The sequence below is a fragment of the Kitasatospora sp. NPDC059812 genome (assembly GCF_042732075.1).
In the GTDB taxonomy this organism is placed as follows: domain Bacteria; phylum Actinomycetota; class Actinomycetes; order Streptomycetales; family Streptomycetaceae; genus Kitasatospora.
Genome location: NZ_JBHWIO010000023.1, coordinates 83,714 through 99,499 on the forward strand (window position 1 = coordinate 83,714; position 15,786 = coordinate 99,499).

A 15,786-nucleotide genomic window follows, 5' to 3' on the forward strand; every position below is an offset into this window, starting at 1 on the left:
GTCTCCCCCGTCGCTCACCGGCCCGCGCGCTCCGCGGCCAGTCCCTCGCGGCGCATGCGCAGCGCCTGTCCGACGTAGTCCAGCGCGGTGCCGATGGTCAGCAGTACCGCCAGGGCCATCAGCACGGCCCGGGCGGTGGCCAGCCAGCCGGTCAGCTCCAGGACGTACATGCCGACCGCGATGCCCTGGGTCAGCGTCTTGATCTTGCCGCCTCGGCTGGCCGGGATGACCCCGTAGCGGATCACCCAGAAGCGCATCAGGGTGATGCCGAGTTCGCGGGCCAGGATCACCGCGGTGACCCACCAGGGCAGGTCTCCGAGCAGCGAGAGGCCGATCAGCGCCGAGCCCATGATCGCCTTGTCGGCGATCGGGTCGGCGATCTTCCCGAAGTCGGTGACCAGGCCCTTGCGCCGGGCCAGCTCGCCGTCGAACAGGTCGGTGATCATCGCGATGGCGAACGACGCCCAGGCGACCGAGCGCCACTTGGGGTCGTGCCCGCCGTCGGCGAACAGCAGCGACACGAAGACCGGCACCAGCAGCAGCCGGAGCATCGTGAGCATGTTGGCGATGTTCCAGACAGCCGGCGCCGGCGACACCGCGGCCGGCGGTCTGCCCGGATGGGCCGCGGCCGGGGCGCCGGGCCCCTTGGTCATTCCCCGGCTCCCGGGGCCTGACGGACCCGGACCGGCTCCAGCGCCTCGGCGATCAGGTCGACGCCTTCGCTGGCGACCACCTTGGCCCGGTGGAACTGGCCGATCTGCGGGTCCTCGACGCCGGTGAGGGTGGTCAGGCCGTCGGTCTCGGGGGCCTGGTGGGCGGCCCGGCCCTCGACCACGCCGTCCTCGATGGACTCGATCAGGACCTCGACCTCGGTGCCGACGCGCTGCTCGGCCCGCTGGGCGGTCATCTCCTCGGCCAGCCGGCTGAGCCGGTTCAGCCGGTCGGCGATCACGTCCTCGGACAGCTTGCCGTCGTAGGTCGCGGCCTCGGTGCCGTCCTCGTCGGAGTAGCCGAAGACGCCGATCGCGTCCAGCCCGGCGTGCGTGACGAAGCGCTCCAGCTCGGCGAAGTCCGCCTCGGTCTCGCCGGGGAAGCCGACGATGAAGTTGGACCGGGCGCCGGCCTCCGGGGCCCGGTCGCGGATGGTCTTCAGCAGGTCCAGGAACTGGTCGGTGGAGCCGAAGCGGCGCATCCGGCGCAGCACGGCGGGCGCCGAGTGCTGGAAGGACAGGTCGAAGTAGGGCACCACGTCCGTGGTCCCGGTCATCGCGTCGATCAGGCCGGGGCGCATCTCGGCGGGCTGCAGGTAGGAGACCCGGACCCGCTCGACGCCCTCGATCGCGGAGATCTCGCCGAGCAGCGTCTCCAGCAGCCGGATGTCGCCGAGGTCCTTGCCGTACGAGGTGTTGTTCTCACTCACCAGGACGACCTCGCGCACGCCCTGCTCGGCCAGCCACTGGGCCTCGTGCAGCACGTCGGAGGGGCGGCGGGAGATGAAGGAGCCGCGGAACGCCGGGATGGCGCAGAAGGAGCACCGCCGGTCGCAGCCGGAGGCGAGCTTGACCGAGGCGACCGGGTTGTCGTCGAGCCGCTTGCGCAGGGTGCGCGGGCCGGAGGCCGGGGCGAGGCCCTCGGGCAGGTCGGTGATCGGCTCGGCCGGGGCCTCGGCGGCGCCGTGGCCGGGCAGCGCGACGGCCTCGGCGGCGGACTGCCGCTCGGCCGGGCTGATCGGCAGCAGCTTGCGGCGGTCGCGCGGGAGGTGCGGGGCGTGGTGGCCGCCGGAGAGGATGGTCTGGAGGCGGTCGGAGATGTCGGAGTAGTCGTCGAAGCCGAGCACGCCGTCGGCCTCGGGCAGGGCGTCGGCGAGCTCCTTGCCGTAGCGCTCGGCCATGCAGCCGACCGCGACGACGGCCTGGGTGCGGCCGTGCCCCTTGAGGTCGTTGGCCTCCAGCAGGGCGTCCACGGAGTCCTTCTTGGCGGCCTCGACGAAGCCGCAGGTGTTGACGACGGCGACGTCCGCTTCGGCGGCGTCGTCGACGAGCAACCAGCCGTCGGCTTCCAGTCGCCCGGCGAGTTCCTCGGAGTCCACCTCGTTGCGGGCGCATCCGAGCGTGACAAGGGCGACAGTACGGCGTTCAGGCATAGGGCCAAGATTAACGCGCGGCCTCCGGTGCCGTTCGCCCCGGAGGCCGCGCGCCTCGGATTACCAGATCTTCGCCAGGCCGCAGGGCCGCTCTCCAGGGCCTCCGCAGGCCTGTGGTCAGCCCGCCTGCGGATCGCCGGGGGTGTACGTGACGTGCACCACCTGGCCGTCCTTGCCGAGGAGGCCGAGATCCTTGCCGTTGACGTACGCGTGCACGGCCCCGCCGTTTCCGAGCACCAGCTTGATCTGCTTGGGGTCGGTGAAGGTCTGGTCCTGGCCGTCGCTGATGTTGTTCTGGAACAGCGACTTCCCGCTGCCGTCCACCGCGGACACCCAGCTGGTGCTGCCCTCGGCGACCAGTTTCACGGTGACCTTGTCGGCCGGGACGGCGGCGATCGCGGCCGCACTCGGCACGGGCGCCGGCGGCTGCACGGTGGGCGAGGGCACGGAGGCGACCGAGCCGGTGCCGGAGCCGCTGGGCAGCGGCGCGCTGGCGGAGCCGGTGCCGGTGTGGCCGTCCTTGCCGCTGACCAGGTTGAAGCCGATCAGGACGACCACCACGACGATCGCGGAGACCATGGCCGCCGCCCAGTTCGGCCGGCCGCGGCCGGGCACCTTGATCGGGCCGCTGTCGATCAGCTGGGTCGGCCGCTTGGAGGCGGGCGAGCCGCCGTGCGCGGCGTCGTACCGGGCGATCAGGGCCTCGCCGTCGACGCCGACCTCGCGGGCGATCGCGCGGATGTGCCCGCGGGCGTAGAAGTCGCCGCCGCAGCGGCCGAAGTCGTCCTCCTCGATGGCGTGGACGATCGGCACCCGGACCCGGGTCGCCGTACTCACCTGGTCCACCGTGAGCCCGGCCTCGATCCGGGCGGTGGACAGCACCCGGCCGATGCTCGGGGCATCGGCCGCCTGCACCGCGTCGTCGGTCGGCTCGACGGACGACGGGGCGTTCTCGCGGTCGGGGGACTTGCCGATGGTCACGGGGCACGCCTTTCGAGCGGATGGCCACCTGCTGGGGAACAGTCTAGGGGCGCGGGCGGATCGTTTCTCAAGCGGAACAGGCCCGAATGCGCGCGCCCGCCCCGACGGGTGCCCGGCACCCCGCTGAACGGCCGTCAGCGGGCCCGCGCGGGGAACCCGGGGGGTTCGCTTTCCGGCCTGTGACGCGGCGTACGGGCGTTCGGTTCCCCTTCACGCGCCTACCCTCCTCCGAACGGGTGAACACTCGTCGCAGGCGCGGGTCGTCAGCCGCGCAGGGCGACCAGCACCCCGTCCAGCTCGTCCGGCTTCACCAGGACGTCGCGGGCCTTGGAGCCCTCGCTCGGCCCGACGATCCCGCGCGACTCCATCAGGTCCATCAGCCGCCCCGCCTTGGCGAAGCCGACCCGGAGCTTGCGCTGGAGCATCGAGGTCGAGCCGAACTGGGTGGAGACCACCAGCTCGGCCGCCTGGATCAGCAGGTCCAGGTCGTCGCCGATCTCCTCGTCGACCTCCTTCTTGGCCCCGCCTCCGACCGTCACGTCGTCCCGGTAGACGGCGGTCAGCTGGTCCTTGCAGTGCTGCACCACCGCGGCGATCTCCGCCTCGGTGACGAACGCGCCCTGGAGGCGGATCGGCTTGCCGGCGCCCATCGGCAGGAACAGCGCGTCGCCCTTGCCGATCAGCTTCTCCGCGCCGGGCTGGTCCAGGATGACCCGGGAGTCGGCCATCGCGGAGGTCGCGAAGGCCAGCCGGGACGGCACGTTGGCCTTGATCAGGCCGGTGACCACGTCCACCGAGGGCCGCTGGGTGGCCAGCACCAGGTGGATGCCGGCCGCGCGGGCCAGCTGGGTGATCCGGACCACCGAGTCCTCGACGTCGCGCGGCGCCACCATCATCAGGTCGGCCAGCTCGTCGACGATCACCAGCAGGTACGGGTACGGGGTCAGCTCGCGCTCGCTGCCGAGCGGCGGGGTGACCGTGCCGGCCTTCACCGCCGCGTTGAAGTCGTCCACGTGCCGGAAGCCGAACGCCGCGAGGTCGTCGTAGCGCAGGTCCATCTCGCGGACCACCCACTGGAGGGCCTCGGCGGCCTTCTTCGGGTTGGTGATGATCGGCGTGATCAGGTGCGGGATGCCCTCGTACGCGGTCAGTTCGACCCGCTTGGGGTCGACCAGCACCATCCGGACCTCGTCCGGGGTGGCCCGGGCCAGGATCGAGGTGATCAGGCAGTTGATGCAGGACGACTTGCCCGCGCCGGTCGCGCCGGCCACCAGGATGTGCGGCATCTTGGCGAGGTTGGCCATCACGGTCTGGCCCTCGACGTCCTTGCCCATGCCGACGACCATCGGGTGGGTGTCCTCGGCGGCCGTGCGCGAGCGCAGCAGGTCGCCGAGGTTGACCATCTCGCGGTCCCGGTTGGGGATCTCGATGCCGACCGCGGACTTGCCCGGGATCGGGCTGATGATCCGCACGTCGGCGCTGGCCACCGCGTACGCGATGTTCTTGGCGAGCGCGGTGATCCGCTCCACCTTGACGGCCGGGCCGAGCTCGACCTCGTAGCGGGTCACCGTCGGGCCCCGGGTGAAGCCGGTGACCCTGGCGTCCACCTTGAACTCGGCGAAGGTGCTGCTGAGCTGGGCCACCACCTCGTCGTTGAGGGCGCTGCGGGCCTTGGCCGGGCCACCGCGCTCCAGCAGGTCGAGCGGGGGCAGCGCGTAGGTGACGTCGCCGGCCAGCTGGAGCTGCTCCATCCGCACCGGGGCCGGGCCGTGCTCCTCGGGCGCGCCCGGGCCCGCGCTGCGGGCGGCCGGGACGGCGGCCTCCTCCGGCGGGGCGGTGCGGTCCTGCACCTGGTGCATCATGTTCGCCACCGCCGAGGAGGCGGGCACGCCGTAGACCAGTGCCCCGTCCAGGTCGGCGGCGGCGCCGGCGGCGAGGTCGCGGGTGGCGTACGGGTCCAGCGGCTCCTTGTCCAGGGACACCCGGACGGCGTCGGGCTGGTCCTCGTCGTCCGCCGGCTTGCGGCGGCGGCGCCGACGGCGGGCGGCCACCTCGTCGCCCGGGTCCTCGCTGCCCACGGTGAACGGCAGCGCGGCGGGGTCCGCGTCCTCGGGCGGCTCGGTGGACAGGTCGCGCTCCGGCGTACGCCCCTCGCGCAGCTCGTCCTCCGGCCCGGGCTCCACCACGCCGAGCCGCACGCCGGCCGACCGCAGTCGCTCGGGAATGCGGTTGACCGGGGTGGCGGTGACCACCAGCAGGCCGAAGAAGGACAGCAGCAGGAGCAGCGGCACGGCCAGCGCCGGCCCGGCGGCGGCCATCATCGGGGTGGACACGGCCCAGCCGATGATCCCGCCGGCCACCCTTATCCGCGAGGCGCCGCTGCCCATCATGGGCGCGCCACAGCCGATGTGCACCAGGCCGAGGACGCCGACCAGCAGCGCGCTCAGGCCGATCATGATCCGGCCGTTGGCCTCCGGCAGCTCCGGGTGGCGCCAGAGCCGGACCGCGATCCCGGCCAGCAGGAACGGCACCAGCACGTCGAGCCGCCCGAACAGCCCGGACACCACGGCGGTGGCCGCCTCGCCCAGCCAGCCCTGCGGGCTGAACCAGGTGCCGGCGGCGGTCACCAGCGCGAGTGCGAACAGCAGCAGGCCCAGCCCGTCCTTGCGGTGGGCCGGGTGGAGGTTCTTGGCCCCGTCGCCGAAGCCCCGGAAGATCGCGGCGATGCTGTTCGCCACGCCGAGCCAGACGGCCCGGACGGCCCGGAAGAGTATCGGCTTGGGCGGCGGCGGGGACGGCGGGGCCGGTTTGGCCGCCGCCTTCTTCGCCGGGGCCGCCTTCTTGGCCGCCGCCTTCTTCGCGGGCGGCTTGCCCGGGGCCTTCGCCGCGGCCTTCTTGGACGGTCCCGGACTCGGGTTGCGTGCCGCGCTTCCGGGCGTACGAGTGGCCATGGGTCAGCAGCCTACCGGGGTGGGCCACCAGTGCACATGTGCCCGAGCCGGGGCTCAGGGACGTGTCGCAGACACACCGTCACGCTGACCCGGTTTCACCCGGCCGCGCCAGAAATTCACCCGCAGGAGTGAACCCCGCCGACCGGTTACGCGGTTCCCGGCCGGAGCGCGTCCAGGGCCCGGCGCAGCCCCGCCAGCTTGCGCTCCAGGTGCGCCGCGGTGGCCGCCACCCCGGCGTCCTCGACGCCGTCCAGCTGCTTGCCCAGCGCCTCCGCCTGCTCCTCGACCGCCGCCAGCCGCGCGGACAGCTCGCCCAGCAGCGCCCCGCCCAGGGGCGGCTCGCCGCCGCCCGCCTCCAGTTGCAGCCGCAGCAGCGCGGCCTGCTCCTTCAGCTGGCAGTTCTTCACGTACAGGTCGACGAAGACCGAGACCTTGGCGCGCAGCACCCACGGGTCGAAGGGCTTGGAGATGTAGTCCACGGCCCCGGCCGCGTAGCCGCGGAAGGTGTGGTGCGGGCCGTGGTTGATCGCGGTCAGGAAGATGATCGGGATGTCCCGGGTGCGCTCGCGGCGCTTGATGTGGGCGGCCGTCTCGAAGCCGTCCATCCCGGGCATCTGGACGTCCAGCAGGATCACCGCGAAGTCGTCGGTGAGCAGCGCCTTGAGCGCCTCCTCGCCGGAGACGGCGCGCACCAGCGTCTGGTCCAGCGCGGAGAGGATCGCCTCCAGCGCCAGCAGGTTCTCCGGTCGGTCGTCGACCAGGAGGATCTTCGCCTTCTGCATCAGGGCTCGCCCTCCTGTCGCCTGCCTGCCGCCCGGTGATGGCACTCGCGTCCTGCCCACCGCTACCCCGGTCATGCTAGCCGCACCCCCTCGCCCGGCACATCGCTCCGTCGTGACCCGATCCGGAGCGGCGCGCGGCCAGTGCTCCGGCGCACGCTCAGCAGCGTGTCGCCGTCCGGTCACTGTTCGCAACGATCGGTGACCCTACCGGGTTCCCGGGCCCGACCGCCAGCAAACCGGCCCACCGGACGGCGCGAACCCCGGAGCCCGCCCCGGAGTTCGCGCCCTCCCCTGGCGCTACGCGCGGTCCGCCCGCAGCCACTCGCGCATCACCGCCAGCAGGTGGTCGGTCTCCACCGGCTTGGTGATGTGGTCGGTGGCGCCCGCCTCCAGCGACTTCTCCCGGTCGCCCTTCATCGCCTTCGCGGTCAGCGCGATGATCGGCAGGCCCGCGAACTGGGGCATCCGGCGGATCGCCTCGGTGGTCGCGTAGCCGTCCATCTCCGGCATCATGATGTCCATCAGGACCAGCGCCACGTTCTCGTGCTGCTCCAGCATCTCGATGCCCTCGCGCCCGTTCTCGGCGTACAGGACGGTCAGGCCGTGCTGCTCCAGCACGCTGGTGAGGGCGAACACGTTGCGGACGTCGTCGTCCACGATCAGCACCTGCTGGCCGTCGAAGCGCACGTCGCTGCGGCTGGGGCGGGGCGGGGCGGGCTCCACCGGGCGGGCCCCGGCGGCGGCGTCCAGGGCGGCGCTGCGCCGTCGCTCCACCGCGCCGCGGCGGCGCTCCTCGGCCAGCTCGCGGACCTCCTGGGCCCAGTGGTCGGCCGGGTTCTCGCCGACCGGCACGGGCACCCCGATCGGGGTCACGCCGACGGAGGCGCGCAGCGTCGGGACGCTCGACACGACCGGGCGCTCGACCTGGGTCGCGCCCGGGGCCTCGGTGCGCAGCGGCAGGTAGAGCGTGAACGTGGAGCCCTTGCCCAGCTCGCTCTCGGCGTGGATCTCGCCGCCCAGCAGCCGCGCGATCTCGCGGCTGATCGACAGGCCGAGCCCGGTGCCGCCGTACTTGCGGCTGGTGGTGCCGTCGGCCTGCTTGAACGCCTCGAAGATCTCCCGCAGCTTGTTGCCGGGGATGCCGATGCCGGTGTCGGAGACCGCGAAGGCGATCAGCTCGTCGTCCGGGTCCTTGATCGAGCCGGACTCCAGCAGCCGCTCGCGCACGTGCTGCGGGACCTCCGCGCCGGCCGGGGAGATCGAGAAGTCGACCGCGCCGGCGTCGGTGAACTTGACGGCGTTGGAGATCAGGTTGCGCAGCACCTGCTGGAGCCGCTGCTCGTCGGTGTGCAGGGTGACCGGCAGGGCGGGCGAGACCCGGACGGCGAAGTCCAGGTTCTTGTCCAGCGCGACCGGCTGGAAGGTGGCCTCGACGTAGTCGACCAGCTGGACGAGGGCGATCCGGGCCGGGCGGACGTCCATCTTGCCGGCCTCGACCTTGGAGAGGTCGAGGATGTCGTTGATCAGCTGGAGCAGGTCGGAGCCGGCGCCGTGGATGGTGTCGGCGAACTCGACCTGCTTGGGCGAGAGGTTGCCCTCGTTGTTGTCGGAGAGCAGCTTGGCCAGGATCAGCAGCGAGTTGAGCGGGGTGCGCAGCTCGTGCGACATGTTGGCAAGGAACTCGCTCTTGTACCGGGAGGCCAGGGCGAGCTGCTCGGCGCGCTCCTCCAGGACCTGCCGGGCCTCCTCGATCTCGCTGTTCTTGATCTCGATGTCGCGGTTCTGCTGGGCGAGTTGCTCGGCCTTCTCCTGCAACTCCTCGTTGGTGCGCTCCAGTTCCTCCTGGCGCGCCTCCAACTCGGCGGATCGCATCGAGAGTTCGGCGGTGAGCCGCTGGGACTCCAGCAGCAGGCCCTCGGTCTTGGTGTTGACGCTGATGGTGTTGACGGTGACGCCGATCAGGTCGGCGATCTGGTTGAGGAAGTCCAGCGCGACGGTGGTGAAGGAGCTGAAGGTGGCCAGCTCGATCACGCCCAGCAGCCGGCCCTCGAACAGCACCGGCAGCACCACGATGTGGGCCGGCGAGGCCTCGCCGAGGCCGGAGGCGATCTTGAGGTATCCGGGCGGCGCCTCCTTGAGGATGATCGCCCGCTTCTCCACCGCGGCCTGCCCGATCAGCGACTCGCCGGGCCGGAAGGTGGTCGGCATCGCGCGCCGCTGGTAGCCGTAACTGCCGATCAGCCGCAGGACGGTGTCGTTCTCGTCGTCGTCCTCGGTGATCAGCTCGGCGGTGCGGCCGGCCGGCTGGGCGAGGAAGAAGGCGCCGTGCTGGGCGGAGACCACCGGGGTCAGCTCGGTCATGATCAGCGAGGCGACGGCCTCCAGGTCCCGGCGGCCCTGGAGCAGGCCGGAGATCCGGGCCAGGTTGGTCTTGAGCCAGTCCTGCTCCTGGTTGGTGCGGGTGGTCTCGCGCAGGTTGGCGATCATCTGGTTGATGTTGTCCTTGAGCTCGTCGAGCTCCCCCGCGGCGTCCACGTCGATCCGCAGGCTCAGGTCGCCCCTGGTCACGGCGGTGGCGACCTGGGCGATCGCGCGCACCTGCCGGGTCAGGTTGTTGGCCAGTTCGTTCACCGATTCGGTGAGGTCCTGCCAGGTGCCGTCCACGCCGGGCACCCGGGCCTGGCCGCCGAGCCGCCCGTCGGTGCCCACCTCGCGGGCGACCCGGGTGACCTCGTCGGCGAACGCCGACAGCTGGTCGACCATGGTGTTGATGCTGGTCTTGAGCTGGAGGATCTCGCCGCGCGCGTCGACGTCGATCTTCTGCGAGAGGTCGCCGCGGGCCACCGCCGTGATCACCAGCGCGATGTTGCGGACCTGGCCGGTGAGGTTGTTGGCCATCAGGTTGACGTTGTCGGTCAGGTCCTTCCAGATGCCGGCCACGCCCGGCACGCTCGCCTGACCGCCCAGGGTGCCGTCGGTGCCGACCTCGCGGGCCACCCTGGTCACCTCCACCGCGAAGGAGGAGAGCTGGTCGACCATGGTGTTCAAGGTCCCGGCGAGGGCGGCGACCTCGCCCTGCGCCTCGATGGTGATCTTCTTGGACAGGTCGCCGCGGGCCACCGCGGTGGCGACCTCGGCGATGTTGCGGACCTGCCCGGTCAGGTTGGACGCCATGAAGTTGACGTTGTCGGTCAGGTCCTTCCAGATCCCCGACACCCCGCGCACCCGCGCCTGGCCGCCCAGGATCCCCTCGGTGCCCACCTCGCGGGCGACCCGGGTCACCTCGTCGGCGAACGCCGACAGCTGGTCGACCATGGTGTTGACGGTCGTCACCAGCTCCAGGATCTCGCCCCGGGCGTCGACGGTGATCTTCTTCGACACGTCGCCGCGCGCCACCGCCGTGGTCACCTCGGCGATGTTGCGGACCTGGCTGGTCAGGTTGTTGGCCATCAGGTTGACGCTGTTGGTCAGGTCCTTCCACGTCCCGGACACCCCGGGCACGCTCGCCTGACCGCCGAGGATGCCCTCGGTGCCGACGTCCCGGGCCACCCTGGTGACCTCGTCGGCGAAGGCGCCCAGCTGGTCCACCATCGTGTTGATGGTGTTCTTCAGCTCCAGGATCTCCCCGCGCGCGTCCACCTGGATCTTCTGCGACAGGTCGCCCTTGGCGACCGCGGTCGTCACCTGCGCGATGTTGCGCACCTGATCGGTGAGGTTGTTCGCCATGAAGTTGACGTTGTCGGTCAGGTCGCGCCACACCCCGGCCGCCCCGGGCACCTGCGCCTGACCGCCGAGCCGCCCCTCGGTGCCCACCTGGCGGGCCACCCTGGTCACCTGTTCGGCGAAGCCGGAGAGCTGGTCGACCATCGTGTTGATGGTGTTCTTCAGCTCCAACATCTCGCCGCGCGCGTCCACCTCGATCTTCTGCGAGAGGTCCCCGCGCGCCACCGCCGTGGTCACCTGGGCGATGTTGCGCACCTGGCCGGTCAGGTTGTCGGCCATGAAGTTCACCGAGTCCGTCAGGTCCCGCCAGACCCCGGCCACGCCCGGCACCTGCGCCTGACCGCCGAGCCGGCCCTCGGTGCCCACGTCCCTGGCCACCCCGGTGACCTGGGCGGCGAACCCGTTCAGCTGGTCCACCATCGTGTTGACGGTGTTCTTCAGCTCCAGCATCTCGCCGGCCACCTCGACGGTGACCTTGCGGGACAGGTCGCCCTTGGCCACCGCGGTGGTCACCTGGGCGATGTTGCGCACCTGCGCGGTCAGCCGGCCGGCCATGGTGTTGACCGAATCCGCCAGGTCCTTCCAACTGCCGGACACACTGCGGACCTTGGCCTGGCCGCCCAGCTTGCCCTCGGTGCCCACCTCGCGGGCCACCCGGGTCACCTCGTCGGTGAACTCCGAGAGCTGGTCCACCAGCCCGTTGACGGTCCGGCCGATCTTCAGGTACTCGCCGCGCAGCGGGTGGCTCACCCCGTTGCTGTGCAGCGAGCGCAGCTCCATCTTCTGGTCCAGGTCGCCCTCGGCGATCGAGGAGAGCACCCGGCCCACCTCGGCCATCGGACGGGCCAGATCGTCGATCAGCGCGTTGCAGTTGTCGACGGCCGCCATCCAGGCGCCCTCGCCCGCGCCGGTCTCCAGCCGCTCGTTCAGCCGGCCCTCGCGGCCCACCGCCCGCCGCACCCGGGCCAGTTCCCCGGTCAGGTGCTGATTGCGCTCGGCGACCTCGTTGAACACCGCGGCGATCTCCGCCAGCGGACCGTCCCCCGGAACCGTCAGCCGGCGGCGGAAGTTGCCGTCCCGCATCGCGGTCAGCGCGGCCAGCAGCTTCCGCAGTTCGGCCGGCTCCGCCCCCCGGTTGTGGCTCACTCGCCGGCCGGCCGCGTTCCGCGGCGCGGTCCCGGACCGCCCACCGCGCGGAACGGGCGGCGTCGTACCGGTTGCGTCCTTGGTGGCCGAACTCAACGGGCCCCTCCCACATCGTGAACTTTCCGGTGACCGTCCGTGCCGGTACGGCACGCACCGGGGCACCGGCCCGGTCGGGCTGCGTACCGGCGCCCCACACGGCACACCGGCACCCGCATCGACCGTACTGCTCCGACCGGCCGTCGCGGACCCCCCAGTCTGGCAGCACCGGCGCCGGGTATACGGCCGGTTGCGCCCGGTTGGTAGCCGACCGTCCGAAACAGGTGGGCAGAATCACTCTCAGGTGCCTGTTTCAACGCCCCGTCCCCACGGGGAACCAAGCGGAAAGTAGGGTGGAGCGCTGCACCGGGCCATGACCCGACCCAGCGCCGCCACCCCGGCGGCACGCACCGGGAGTCGGCGCCACGCCCCGGACAGTCAAGGCCAGAGCAGCAGAGGAGAAGTGGCAACGTGGTCACCGCGCGCGCAGCCGCCACCTTCGACCCCGACGGCCGGTCCGCAGCCGCCGCCCGGGGCTTCGTACGGGACGCGCTGCTCGGCTGGGGTCTGCCCGAGGTCGTCGACGACGCCGTCGTCCTGGTCAGCGAACTGGTCACCAACGCCGTCGTCCACGCCGGCACCGCCGCCGAGGTGTGCTGCCTGCGGGAGGAGGGCACCGTCCGGATCGAAGTCACCGACCACCACCCCGAACGCGGCCTGCCCTCCCTCGGCGACGGCCCCGTCACCGCCTCCGACCGCTACGCCGACCCCGACGGCGAGGGCGGCCGCGGCCTGCTGATGTGCTCCGCCCTCGCCGAGCGCTGGGGCGTCGAGTACGCGGCCGGGCGCAAGACCGTCTGGTTCCGGCTCACCCTGCCCGCCCCCGTGGCCGGCACCCGCTACGCCGTCCCCGCGACCCCCGGCAGCGACCTGCCCAGCGGCCCCGGCCCGGTGCACGTCGCCGTCGTCCAGCTCGACGAGGACGGCCGCGTCCTCGCCTGGAACCCGGACGCCGAGGCGCTCTTCCAGTACCCCGCCACGACCGTCCTCGGCCGCCCCTGGGCCGACCTCGCCGTCTGGCCGCAGTCCGCCGGCCGCGGCCTCGGCCTCGCCGACACCCTGCGGCTGGCCCGCTGGGAGGGCGGCTACGGCGTCCGCCGCGCGGACGGCCACGAGGTCGAGGTGTACGGCGTCCAGGTCCGCGTACGCGACACCGAGGGCGTCCCCTCCACCCTCTGCCTGCTCGTCCTCGAACCCGACCGCGCGGTGCTCCGCTCCCCCGCCCGCGCCCTGCCCGGCGAGCGCTCCGACCCGACCGGCCCCCGGCTCGACCTGCTGGCCGGCCCGGTCGCCACCGACGACCTCGACACCCTGCTCCAGCGCACCGTCGAACGCGCCCGCGACCTGCTCGACGCCGACGCCGCGTACCTGCTGCTGACCACCGACGACGAGACCGAGTTCGAGGTCCGCGCCGCCACCGGCTTCACCTCCGGACACCGCCGGCACACCCGCTTCCCGGTCGACACCGGCAGCCGCTACGACTCCGCCCGGCTGCCCTCCGTCCACGAGGACCTCACCTCCCGCCCGACCGGCCTGCCCCTGCTCACCGGCAGCGGCATGCGCTCCCTGGTCACCGTCCCGCTCAAGGTCGAGGGCCGGCTGATCGGCTCACTCGGCATCGCCACCGCCGCACCCGGCCGCTACGACAACGAGGACGCCCTGCGGCTGCAGTTCGCCGCCGACCGGGTCGCCCTCGCCGTCGAGAGCACCCGGCTGACCGAGCTCGAACGACTCCGCCGGGGCTCGCTGTCCTTCCTCGTCGAGGCCTCCGACCTGCTCGCCGGCACCCTCGAACACGAGCAGACCCTCGCCCTGATGGCCCAGATGGCCGTCCCCACCCTCGCCTCCTGGTGCGCCGTCTACACCAAGGGCGACCACGGCGCCGCGGCCGGCCTCGCCTTCGTCCTGCACGAGGACGAGGACCGGATCGACCCGCTGCGCGACCTGCTCGACAAGACCCCGGCCCCCGACGCCGGCCCGACCCACGGCGTCCGCTTCTGGTCGGCGCCCGCCGAGACCGCCGCCGCCGGCGGCCTCACCGACAGCCCCGAACTCGCCGGACTGCTCGGCGAGACCGTCGTCCTGCCGCTGACCGCCCGCAACCGGGTCATCGGCCTGCTCGCGCTCGGCGTCCCGGCCGGCGTCCGGTTCCGCCAGGAGATCCTCGAACTCGCCGAGGACCTCTCCCGCCGGGCCGCCCTCGCGCTCGACAACTCCCGCCTCTACTCCGAGCGCACCGCCACCAGCCAGGCCCTGCAACGCAGCCTGCTGCCGCCGGACCTGCCCGAGATCCCGGGCGTCGAGGTCGACGTCTACTACCAGGCCGCCGGCGAGGGCAACGAGGTCGGCGGCGACTTCTACGACCTGTTCACCATCCGCGAGGGCACCTACGGCTTCGCCATCGGCGACGTCTGCGGCACCGGCCCCGAGGCCGCCTCGGTCACCGGCCTCGCCCGGCACTCGCTGCGCCTGCTCGCCCGCGAGGGCCTGGACGCACCGCAGGTGCTCCGCCGCCTCAACGCGGCCATCCTGGACGAGGGTTCGCGCAGCCGCTTCCTCACCCTGCTCTACGGCGAACTGACGCCCCGCCCGGACGGCAGCATCGAACTGTCCCTGGTCTGCGCCGGCCACCCGCTGCCGCTCCGGCTGAGCACCGACGGCCAGGTCGACCGGGCCGCCACCCCGCAGCCGCTGCTCGGCGTCATGGAGGACCTCGACCTCACCGCCGAGCGCCTGGTGCTCTCCCCCGGTGAGGTCCTGCTGTGCGTCACCGACGGCGTCACCGAACGCCGCGAGGGCAGCCGGATGCTGGGCGACGACGGCCTCGCCGAGGTGCTCACGGGCTGTACCGGCCTGACCGCCGGGGCGGTCGCGATGCGGGTGCAGCGCGCCGTCGAGCGCTTCGCCCCGGAACCGCCGTCCGACGACATGGCCATCCTGACCCTGCGGGTGCCGACCCAGCGCGCCTCGTGAGCCGACACCGCCTCTCGGTCAGCCCCTGGCTCCCCGGTCGGCCCTGAGCGTTCCACAGCTGACATCGTCACAAATTGTTATATTCACAAGGGTACAAGCGAGTACGTCCGGGTACACCGATCTCACCGGGGAATCCCCCGGCGGGGACAGGACCGGCGGCTCTCCCGCCGACCCATCACTTCTGACCGCAGCCCGCGCACGCTCCAGCCGTGCGCCCTCGGCGCGGTCGCGCGCATCCACCTCATCGGACCACACCACTGCGTTGACTGCGCCCTGCGCGCGCCCAAAGTGAAAGGAGCCTCCGGTGAGCAACGAAGCTACCGGGGCAACGAACGCCCGCTCCACCGGAGCCGACGCGGGTAACCTCGGCTACCTCGCACTCGGCCTCACACTGCTCGCCTACGGCCTGCTCTCCACCGGCGTCTTCAGCGGCACCGGGGTCGGGGACGCGGCACACCTCGCCCATCTGGTCGGCGGAGTCACCCTCTTCATCGCGGGCCTGTGGCAGCTCCGCGGCGGCGAGGGCTTCACCGGAACGGCCTTCACCAGCCTCGGCGCCTTCTGGGCGACCTGGTCGACGGCCGGCGGGGCGGGCAAGAACGCCGCCGGCCTGTTCCTCCTGCTCTGGGCCCTGCTCGCCCTCACCCTGACCGCCGCCAGCTGGGGCGCGGGCCTGTTCAGCCGCGCCGTCTACGGCCTGCTCACGCTGTCCCTGCTGCTGAACGCCATCGCCGTCTTCGGCGGCTACAGCGGCCTCGCCAAGTTCGCCGGCTGGGTCGCGGCCGTCTCCGGGCTCACCGCCTGGTACTGGGCCACCTCCGCGCTCAGCAACGGCTCCTGGGGCAGGATCGCCCTGCCGGTCAAATGACCCGCTGCGGCTGATCCGCCGCGGCGTACCGGGGGGGGGGGGGGCGCGCCCCCAGAGCACACGCCACCCCCCCCCCCCCACAACACACCCCCCCCCAGGACGCCACCCACACCCACCCCCACA

The 15,786-nt window shown here is 72.5% G+C and carries 8 protein-coding genes; 2 read left to right on the forward strand and 6 right to left on the reverse strand.

What is annotated here, in order from left to right; genetic code table 11:
* Window positions 1-14: 14 nt before the first annotated feature.
* The 6 genes from pgsA to ACFV6D_RS14945 form a co-directional block, all read right to left on the reverse strand.
* Window positions 15-653, reverse strand: a complete 639-nt coding sequence (pgsA, locus tag ACFV6D_RS14920; protein ID WP_380494237.1) for a CDP-diacylglycerol--glycerol-3-phosphate 3-phosphatidyltransferase — start codon at window positions 651-653, stop codon at window positions 15-17.
* Window positions 650-2,143: a 30S ribosomal protein S12 methylthiotransferase RimO gene (gene rimO / locus ACFV6D_RS14925; RefSeq protein ID WP_380494239.1), complete on the reverse strand. Its 1,494-nt coding sequence runs from the start codon at window positions 2,141-2,143 to the stop codon at window positions 650-652. The genes pgsA and rimO overlap by 4 nt, the downstream gene beginning before the upstream one ends.
* Before the next feature lie 117 nt (window positions 2,144-2,260).
* The gene (locus ACFV6D_RS14930) at window positions 2,261-3,124 is read right to left on the reverse strand and encodes a RodZ domain-containing protein (protein ID WP_363374410.1); all 864 of its coding nucleotides are present in this window, start codon (window positions 3,122-3,124) and stop codon (window positions 2,261-2,263) included.
* Window positions 3,125-3,387: 263 nt separating this feature from the next.
* Window positions 3,388-6,075, reverse strand: coding sequence for a DNA translocase FtsK (locus ACFV6D_RS14935; protein WP_380559936.1), 2,688 nt, complete (start codon window positions 6,073-6,075; stop codon window positions 3,388-3,390).
* Window positions 6,076-6,221: 146 nt separating this feature from the next.
* The gene (locus ACFV6D_RS14940) at window positions 6,222-6,860 is read right to left on the reverse strand and encodes a response regulator (protein ID WP_063351395.1); all 639 of its coding nucleotides are present in this window, start codon (window positions 6,858-6,860) and stop codon (window positions 6,222-6,224) included.
* 294 nt (window positions 6,861-7,154) lie between these two features.
* The gene (locus ACFV6D_RS14945) at window positions 7,155-11,663 is read right to left on the reverse strand and encodes a hybrid sensor histidine kinase/response regulator (protein WP_063351394.1); all 4,509 of its coding nucleotides are present in this window, start codon (window positions 11,661-11,663) and stop codon (window positions 7,155-7,157) included.
* A 570-nt stretch (window positions 11,664-12,233) separates the two neighbouring features.
* On the opposite strand from ACFV6D_RS14945, the gene ACFV6D_RS14950 reads away from it, so the two are divergent.
* Window positions 12,234-14,795 carry a SpoIIE family protein phosphatase gene (locus tag ACFV6D_RS14950; protein WP_380559938.1) on the forward strand — a complete coding sequence of 854 codons (2,562 nt, stop codon included), beginning with the start codon at window positions 12,234-12,236 and terminating at the stop codon, window positions 14,793-14,795.
* Window positions 14,796-15,099: 304 nt separating this feature from the next.
* Window positions 15,100-15,663, forward strand: a complete 564-nt coding sequence (locus ACFV6D_RS14955) for an acetate uptake transporter (RefSeq protein ID WP_063349313.1) — start codon at window positions 15,100-15,102, stop codon at window positions 15,661-15,663.
* Window positions 15,664-15,786 lie beyond the last annotated feature (123 nt).

What these genes read in the sequence shown, in the direction of transcription:
- pgsA (WP_380494237.1), bottom strand. Translation starts at nt 653, where the DNA reads ATGACCAAGGGGCCCGGCGCCCCGGCCGCGGCCCATCCGGGCAGACCG.
- rimO (WP_380494239.1), bottom strand. Translation starts at nt 2,143, where the DNA reads ATGCCTGAACGCCGTACTGTCGCCCTTGTCACGCTCGGATGCGCCCGC.
- ACFV6D_RS14935 (WP_380559936.1), bottom strand. Translation starts at nt 6,075, where the DNA reads ATGGCCACTCGTACGCCCGGAAGCGCGGCACGCAACCCGAGTCCGGGA.
- ACFV6D_RS14945 (WP_063351394.1), bottom strand. Translation starts at nt 11,663, where the DNA reads ATGCGGGACGGCAACTTCCGCCGCCGGCTGACGGTTCCGGGGGACGGT.